The sequence below is a fragment of the Schlesneria sp. genome (assembly GCF_036405755.1).
Taxonomy (GTDB): Bacteria; Planctomycetota; Planctomycetia; order Planctomycetales; family Planctomycetaceae; genus Schlesneria; species Schlesneria sphaerica.
Window position 1 is genome coordinate 1 of the sequence record NZ_DASWWZ010000036.1, and the last position, 8405, is coordinate 8405.

General features: G+C 56.6%; 5 protein-coding genes. 4 read left to right on the forward strand and 1 reads right to left on the reverse strand.

Annotation, left to right across the window (positions count from 1 at the left end; translation table 11 throughout):
- The first annotated feature begins 21 nt into the window (after positions 1-21).
- From VGE80_RS01220 to VGE80_RS01235, 4 genes are all read left to right on the forward strand, one after another.
- A complete protein-coding gene (locus VGE80_RS01220; protein WP_440591380.1) occupies positions 22-1059 on the forward strand; it encodes a prenyltransferase/squalene oxidase repeat-containing protein in 1038 nt (345 codons plus the stop codon).
- Between the two features lie 635 nt (positions 1060-1694).
- Entirely contained in the window at positions 1695-5069 is a 3375-nt protein-coding gene (locus VGE80_RS01225) for a beta strand repeat-containing protein (RefSeq protein ID WP_440591381.1), read from the forward strand.
- The gene (locus VGE80_RS01230) at positions 5066-6061 is read left to right on the forward strand and encodes an NAD(P)H-dependent glycerol-3-phosphate dehydrogenase (protein ID WP_373652844.1); all 996 of its coding nucleotides are present in this window, start codon (positions 5066-5068) and stop codon (positions 6059-6061) included. Before VGE80_RS01225 ends, VGE80_RS01230 begins: the two co-directional genes overlap by 4 nt.
- 422 nt (positions 6062-6483) lie before the next feature.
- The gene (locus VGE80_RS01235) at positions 6484-6906 is read left to right on the forward strand and encodes a hypothetical protein (protein WP_373652843.1); all 423 of its coding nucleotides are present in this window, start codon (positions 6484-6486) and stop codon (positions 6904-6906) included.
- A 153-nt stretch (positions 6907-7059) separates the two neighbouring features.
- On the opposite strand, the gene VGE80_RS01240 is transcribed toward VGE80_RS01235, so the two are convergent.
- Entirely contained in the window at positions 7060-7992 is a 933-nt protein-coding gene (locus VGE80_RS01240) for a dihydrodipicolinate synthase family protein (RefSeq protein WP_440591382.1), read from the reverse strand.
- Between the last annotated feature and the right edge of the window lie 413 nt (positions 7993-8405).

Consider the following 8405-nt stretch of genomic DNA (forward strand, 5'->3'; position numbering starts at 1 on the left):
TGATTGTGAAGGAGAGTTTTGATGCGATTCCCTGCATTCTGCCCGCGTAACGCGTTTTGTGGAGGCCTCGCACTCTGCCTGGTCTGTATCTCTTCCGCGATCGCCGTAGAAGATCAGGAGGTGGATGAGGCGGTCGTGAAGGCGATCCGCTTTCTTGCGTCGCGGCAGGCGGCGGATGGTAGCTGGCAAATCGATCAGCGGGGACCCTCCACGGCAGGTACGTCGCTCGCCATCATGTCGTTTCTGGCTGCCGGGCACGTCCCGGGGGAAGGACCCTATGGCGCCGCGATCGCCAGGGGGATTGAATACGTTATTCAGCATCAAGTTCCCAATGGGATGATTATTGACGCGCGGGGGCACGGCCCCATGTACGATCATGGAATCAGTACGCTGATGCTCTCGGAAGTCATGGGAATGTCGGAGAAGCATTCGTCTCCTCGCGTCCGGGCCGCGCTGGAGAATGGAATCCGGCTGATTCTGAAAGCTCAGCAGGTCCGCAAAACTCCCCGCGAACGGGGCGGGTGGCGCTATCAATATAATAGTGAAGACAGTGATCTGAGCGTGACAGGATGGCAGCTACTGGCACTTCGCGCGGCAAAGGACATCGGATGTGATGTGCCCATCGAACGAATTGAACTGGCGGTTGAGTACGTCAAAAAATGTGCAAACGGCCGCGGGTTTGGCTATCAGCCCGGTAGTGGCCCGACATCCTCGTTAACGGCCGCGGGCATTTTGTGTCTTCAGGTCTGCGATCATCTCGAAGATGCCGAAGTGCACAATGGAGTTCAGTTTCTCCATCGCCAGCCCCTGCGAAGTCAGGATAACTGGTTCTTTTACGGCGCCTATTACTACGCAATCGGCGCCTACAAATATGGTGGAGCGGACTGGGACCGAACCAAAGCGATTCTGTTTCGAGAATTGCTCGAAAATCAGAGCCCTGATGGTAGCTGGACTACGAAGAATGGAAATGAACGACCATTCGGAATGGTCTATTCAACCAGCCTCAGCGTCCTGGCCCTGACGGTCGAGTACGGGTATCTGCCGATCTACCAGCGTTAAGTTCCGGACTGAGAATCGCGCGTCGCAATGATCTTGGCGGTGCCTCGTTCGCCCCCATGCGCGGGTCCGCGAGCAGGCAGGGCTCCGCAGGAAAACGAGACATGATCTGATCGTGTGATCCGCAGGGTGTCGCTGTTAACTCATTTTCTCAAAATGGCTTGCGTTTTGGATTTCAAAGCGGTGAAGAGTCGCAGGCCTCGGTTATTGAGCCGAGAATGCGGGTGGGCGAGCCACTCAGCGTCGACTGCTTGCAGACCGAATCAAAAACCTTCGCGGCAACGCAGTTCGGGCGGCGGACGAATCGCTCCGTCAGGCTTCAAACGGGGCGTGGCTCCGGCAGAATCTGCGGATGCCCGGTGAAAAAAGTGACTGAAATAAAAGCCTTTGCGAAAACCCCGCTGCACGGGATCAAGTCCGGGCAAGTCGGTCTCGACAGAACCGGGCTCAGAATTTATACCCCTGCCGATCCTGTCTGAGACTATCTCCGTCTGTTTCCCAGCTTCTTCAATTAATACGAATCTGAGCGGCTTTTCGCGAAGCAGTCTCGTGTTGAGACTCGTGCGATCCTCGCCCTCCAGATCGTCTTTGCGCACACCTGTCGCCCCTGCGATTGCGTGCGGAAAGGATGTTTACTGATGCCGGTGTTAAATCGATTCTGGTCAGGTTCTCTCTGGAACCAGTGCACAGCAGGAATCTGGCTGGGTGCTTTGCTCTCCCTCGCTTGTGACGGCGTCGCACATCGCGCGGCCAGTGCCGAAGACTGGGTGACAACTATCCGTGCCCAGTCCGACTCTCCTGATTTCCCTGAGCCCATCAGCGAAGAGACGGACATCTTCAAGGAACGGGCGCTGGCGAGAGCACGGCAGGAACGTCTTCAATCGCAACAGAGAAAAAAGAAGCGTCCTCCCCGGACATTCAAGACCTTCTTCTCGATGACGACTTACGAACCAGTCGAAGTCGAGGACGGGATCGGGGCCATCGGGCGGATGAGCCACCTGATGGGCAAAACCTTCGGTCGTAATGACACGATCACTCCGTTTGAAGTCATGCCTTATATCCTGGCGGACGAGCATTTTCTGTTTGCGGACGTCCGTGGCTTTGTTTCGAACCGGTCGCGTCTGGGGGGCAACTTTGGTCTCGGTTATCGCTACCTCAGCGAGGACTACAATGCCTGGGGGGGAGCCAGTATCTGGTACGACGCCGACGACACTTCAAAACGCCTGTTTCATCAGGTGGGTCTGAGCTTCGAAGGGTTGATCGATCGGTACGAACTTCGGTCCAACGTCTATATTCCTGTCACGTCCGAACAAACCTACTCGAGTTCGATCGGTGCGGAACGGATTGTCGGCCATCAATTGCTGTATGGGCAAGCTGTCGATCAGGGATCGGCACTGACAGGGGTCGATTTCGAAGTCGGTTACAGTCACCCGATCCGCGACCGACACTGGTTGCGAGGTTTCATCGGCGGATACCACTTTGAAGGGGGGACCAGAGGCAACGTCGATGGGTTCCGGATGCGCGCCGAAGCGGTGTATAACAATGGTGTGACCGGGCAGTTGCTCTACACCAACGATCCACTTTACGGGAATAACCTGATGGCGGGTGTCTCGCTGCAACTTCCGTTCGGCAGCAACAACCCGGCAAGTGGCTGGAAACGAAATACGCCGAATCCGTTCCGGTTCGTCGAGCGAAATTACAACGTGATCATCAGCCACGACAAGTCGTATGAAAACGACAAAGTGGCGATTAATCCCGCCACGGGTCTCCCCTACCACATCGAACAGGTCTATCAGGAAGGACAGCCCTACTCCTCCGGGAACCCCTACTTCACTGGTGGCGGCGATCCCTACTTTGAACCATCGGGCGATGGGACCACGACAAATCCGCATAACAGTCTGAAAAACGCTCTGGCAACCGGGGCCGACGTGATCTTCGTCCGTAGCGGATCGATTATCAACGAATCTGTCACGCTGTCTGAGGGACAACAGTTGCTGGGTGAAAACAGTCAGGCGATGCCAGCACTGGCCATCGCTGGCGGCGGTTTCGTGAAACTGCCGAGCTTGTCGCAGTCGGCCCAGCTCGGGAACGCAACGGTCACGCCACGGTTCGAAGGGACGAATGGTCCTGCTGTCACGCTGGCCTCGAACACCCAGGTGTCTGGTTTCAACTTCAACCATATTGGCGGCAACGCCATTCAGGGAACGAACGCTGCTGACGTGACGCTACGCGATTTGACATTCACGCAGGTGGATGGCGACGCAATCAACCTGAATAACTCGTCCGGTGATGTCACGATGGCCAACATCCAGATCAATTCGGCATCCGGCAACGGTGTCGTGATTGATGGGGGGAACGCCGACATTTCGTACGACGGAACGGGAAATACAATCACTGCCGACGGCGACGGGATTTCCGTCTCGAACACGCAGGGTGGTTCGCTGTTGATCAACAACGCGACGATCAAGGCCACTGGCGGTGCAGGATTGAAGATGAGCAACGTGGCGACGGATGCAACCATCGCCTCGCTGAATGTCGCGCACTCGTTCGGTCCTGCGGTGGCGATCTCGGGAACGACCGGAACTGTCTCGACCAATAATGGGGTCACGACAACCGATTACAACACTTACAACTTCCTCGGTTACACGACGATTACGTCTCCCAATGGAGCAGGATTCACGGTGAACGGATCGGATGCCATCATCAACGTTGATCACCTGAACGTGACGACGACATCCGCTTCACCTGCGGTTTCGCTGGTCAACACCTCCAGTGACGTGACCTTCGGTAACATGAACCTGACAACCCAGAACGCGACAGGCTTATACGCACGTGGTGTCTCCAAGCTGCAGGTCAACGATGGGACGTTGAAGACGGTCAACGCACCGGCAATTGATATTCAGGGATCGACCATCAACGCGACGTTCTCGAATGTCTCGGTGGACGGGGGTCCGTTCGGGATCAGCCTGCTCCAAAGCCTGGGGAACCTGACTCTCAAGGGGAACGGCACCCTGGGAAGCGGCGGCGTCATCCAGAACACCGAAAAGGGTGTGATCATCAACTCTTTCGGAGTCGCCAAGCTGAACTGGCTGGATCTGACCAACAATGGTGTCGGCATTCATTCGACGAAGTCCAGTCAACTGGTGCTTTCGAACGCACGAATCACCGGCTCGACCGGATACGGAATCGATTCGCTCAACGATTCGACACTGGTCGTGCAGAACTCGCTTCTCACCGGCAACGGAGCCGTCGGGGGTGGAACGATTCGTGTGCAGGCGGATACCACGGGAACGTTCAATTCGCAGATCTCGGGTAACACGATCAACGACGCCAACGGAACCGCGATTCTCTATCAGACACTGCCGAGCGGGACAGGGGCCTCGCTGGCCGCTTCGATTCTTTCCAACACGATCACCGCGTCCCAGGGAAGCAGCCCCGTGATCAACGTCAACTGGAGTGGTCCTGAAAGCGTCCGTGTCTCTAACAACACGATCTTCGCCCAGGGGACCGGGATGACAGGTGTCCTGCTTCAGGGGACCTCGACCACGGCGTCAATGACAGCTCAGGTCGATGGGAACACGATCACATTCGCTGGTGCCCAGGGAACCGGGGTTTCTGTGATCGCTGCCGCGACGTCGAGCTTGAACATCGCCACCAACACGGTGACGTTCGGGGGCACGGGTGGAACGGGGCTTCGGTTCTCGCTCAGCGGGACCAGCACCGACTACATTGCTTCGAACATCATCACGGACAAGGCGGGTGGTGCAACCGGGATGTTGTTTGACAAAGTGGCGGCAAATTCCCGCATGCAGATTGATGGCAACACGATCAACCTGCTGGCGAACGACCTCACCCCGCACTACGGAATTATGTTCACCAACATCACCCCGACGGTTCAGTTCATGGGAACCGTCAACAACTTGATCTATAATGCAAGCACTCCTCAAACTCTGTTCTCGGCACCAGTGAATTCGTACACCGGCGGATTCTACATCAACGGTTATCTGCAATGACAACGAAGATTACAGTCCTGGGCAATGGCGCAATGGCAACGGCCTGTGCAATCCTGCTGGCCGAACACGAAGATCAGCAGGTCTGCATCTGGGGGCGCAATCCTGACCATGTCGCACAGATGCAGAGCACGCGTGAAAATCAGCGGTTGCTCCCCGGCGTCAAGTTGCCTGATCAGGTCTGGATGACGTCCGAGATCGAGCTGGCATTGAAAGATTGTGAGTACATCGTTGCGGCGATCCCGACTCAGTTCCTGCGTGCCAGCTTGATGGAGATGCGACCGTATCTGAATCGCAACCGGCCCATGATCAGCGTGATCAAAGGAATCGAAAACGAAACGTTCATGCGACCCAGCGAGATCATCACCGAGGTCCTTGGCGGCCGAGCGGTGGTGGCGGTCGGTGGTCCGAGCCACGCAGAAGAAATTTCGCGGCGGATGCCTGCGACGGTCGTTGCCGCCAGCGGGGATCTGGGACTGGCTCGACAGGTCCAGCGGATGTTCAACACCGAGCGATTCCGGGTCTATACGAATCTTGATCTGATCGGTGTGGAACTGGCGGCGGCATTGAAGAATGTGATTGCCATCGCGGCAGGAATCTCGGACGGCCTCGGTTTTGGTGATAATGCCAAGTCATCGCTGATGACTCGCGGATTGGTCGAGATGACCCGGTTCGGTCAGCGATTCGGGGCGGAAGCGACGACGTTTGCAGGTCTGGCGGGAATGGGAGACTTGATCACCACTTGTGTCAGCCCGTATGGGCGAAACCGTGGAGTGGGCGTCCGCCTGGGAAAAGGCGAAACACTGTCCCAGATTCTGGTCAGTATGGATGCCGTCGCAGAGGGAGTCGCAACAGCGAAGAGCGTTTTCGATGTGGCCGAACAGGAAGGAATCGAAATGCCGATCACGAGCGAAGTCTATCGAGTCCTGTACGAAGATCGTTCCGCCAGCGATGCCACCCGCGCCTTGATGCTGCGACCGCTGCGCGCTGAATAGGACTGCCTTATCTGAGCATCCGCACGAATGATTGTGCTGAAAATTCGCCTCGCACTGACTTTGGAAAAAGTTCGGTGCGAGGTTTTTTCATTGGGTGGGTGCGCGACAGAGTTTCAGCAGGACTGCAGGATCGTGAGAGACCGGGGACGTTTGCCGAGCGAAATTGTTTGAATTCCTGCTTCCGTCAGGCGACTGCTTCGTGATCCGCTCACGGCTCTACGACGTTCTGCAGAGCAGGAAACAAACTCGGGTTTGAAGGGGGGGGCATGTGAACATGCTCGCAAGTGGGAGCTTTCGCTGCCTGACAACGTGTATCCTCTCGCAATTCGTTCCTGTGAGTAACAGCCTCGCGCAGCGAGGATTCATCGGGGGCAGAAAACCACGGTCACACGGGCGCAAGAGGATCTAGAGAGCGACGAACAATGAACGTGTTCTTCATGATTTGTGCGGTGGTTGGCGTCACACTGCTGGCGTGCGTGACATTCGTGTCCATCCTGGGGCTGGATGGCACCAGCAGGTTTCTCGATCAGGACTGGAATACGGATACAAGCGATGGTCTTGATTCCTCTTCGTCACGGATGACATCCGAAACGCCAGGTGAGCGGTCGACGTCTCCGGGTTCCGCACTGAAAGAGGTCAGCGCCGTTCTGCGGCGGTTGAGTGCGGCAACGACATTTTTCGGACTGACTGGCTACGGGACGCACGCCATCAAGATGTCCTCATTGCACACATTTGGATTGTCTGCCCTGGCGGGGGCGATCGCCTACTATGCTATCGGCCTGGTGATGCAACCTCTTTCGTTCGATCCGTTCGATGAAAATTCTTCGACGTTTCGGTCGGAGTGAAAACTTCGGTTCGGCAAGTGAATAGAGCGGGCTGACAGGTCGTTCTTCAGAAGTGAGAACGCGGTGAACTGGCTCTGGTTGCGGGTCACCTCAGGGGACGGCACAACCAGATCGCTCGGCGGATTCCGCGAAGGGGTAACGTCTTTTGGAAGATCAGGAAGATGTGCCGGTTTTGACGGATTCCACCGCTTCATCCAGTTTTACCAGGAGTCGATCCAGTTCACTCCGTGTTTCGGGATCGAGGCTCCACGCGTAAGGCTGTCTGCGGACGTCTGTCTTGAAGAGCCCGTTACGATGAAGCACGTACTTCTCAATCGCCAGGAAGCCATCCAGACCCGCTTGAAGTTGCAGGCTGACGAGTGCACAGATGGGGAACGAAAGTTGGTAAATCGCGGCTTCGTCCTTCCGCTGCAGCGCCTTCCATAACGCCACGACCGCCGGAAGAAACTCCATTCCCGGCATCGTTCCTGCGACGCCACGGCGGGCGCAATCGACCAGACAGATTCCTCCCGAGCCATCGAAGATGCGTGCTTCACCGTCGGTCGCGTCACGAAGTGCCGAAAGATTGGGGCCGATGGGAGTGGCTTCCGGTTTGAAGAAAATCTTGTCCTTGCCGAACCGGCGCAACAATCCGACACTCACCTCCAGGGGAATCGGCTGACCAACGTACCCTGAAGCGTCTTGAACGATCACGGGCAGATTGACGTTCTCGGCCAGTTCGGTGAAGTAATCGCGAACGGCCCCCGGCGGGGTTCTGGTGGCAAGGGGTGGAATCGCCATGACCGCTGCGGCCCCCGCTTTTTCGGCATGCTGCGCGTACTGGATCGCCTGCTTGGTCGATTCGGCGCCGACTCCGGCGATGAAGACGCCCCGGTCGCCGACCATTTCTCCCAAGGCGTTCGTGAGAGACACACGTTCGTCATAGGTGAGTCGTAACAGTTCAGAGACCATGCCTGTACAAAAGCCTTCAGCACCGACTTCAAATCCCCAGTCAACCTGTCGACGGAGACTCTCAAAATCGATCGAGTTGTCTTCGAGGAACGGGGTGTGTGCGATGGGGAGTACGCCGCTGATCTGTCTGGTCATCCGGGTTTTCCTGTTTTTGCTGCTTCTGAGGGGGTGTTTTAAAGCCCGTCGCCTCGGAAGCCGTGCCGAAAATCGTGGGGAGGGCTAGTCTGACAAGCTGCGATCGAGCGAGCGACTCTCTGATCAGCCTGCGCTGATGAAATCATAAGTGGATTGTCAGGATTTTGCACAGTCCGGCAGCAGTGGTGCTTTCCTTACAGTTCTGTCCGTCGCTCTCGTCGGCACCTTGCGAGGTGGCAAAACGAATCGCATGAAAGATCTTGCCGCGGAGAACGCCCGCCGGATGAGGCGATTCACGACTTGATTGGGACCGGGGACTGCTCGAAACTGAGGCGGTTCGTCCCTATAATCAAAATCCCGTCCAATCGGTAACAGGCCCAAAAGGGGAGAAGACACGCTATACTTTCGATGTC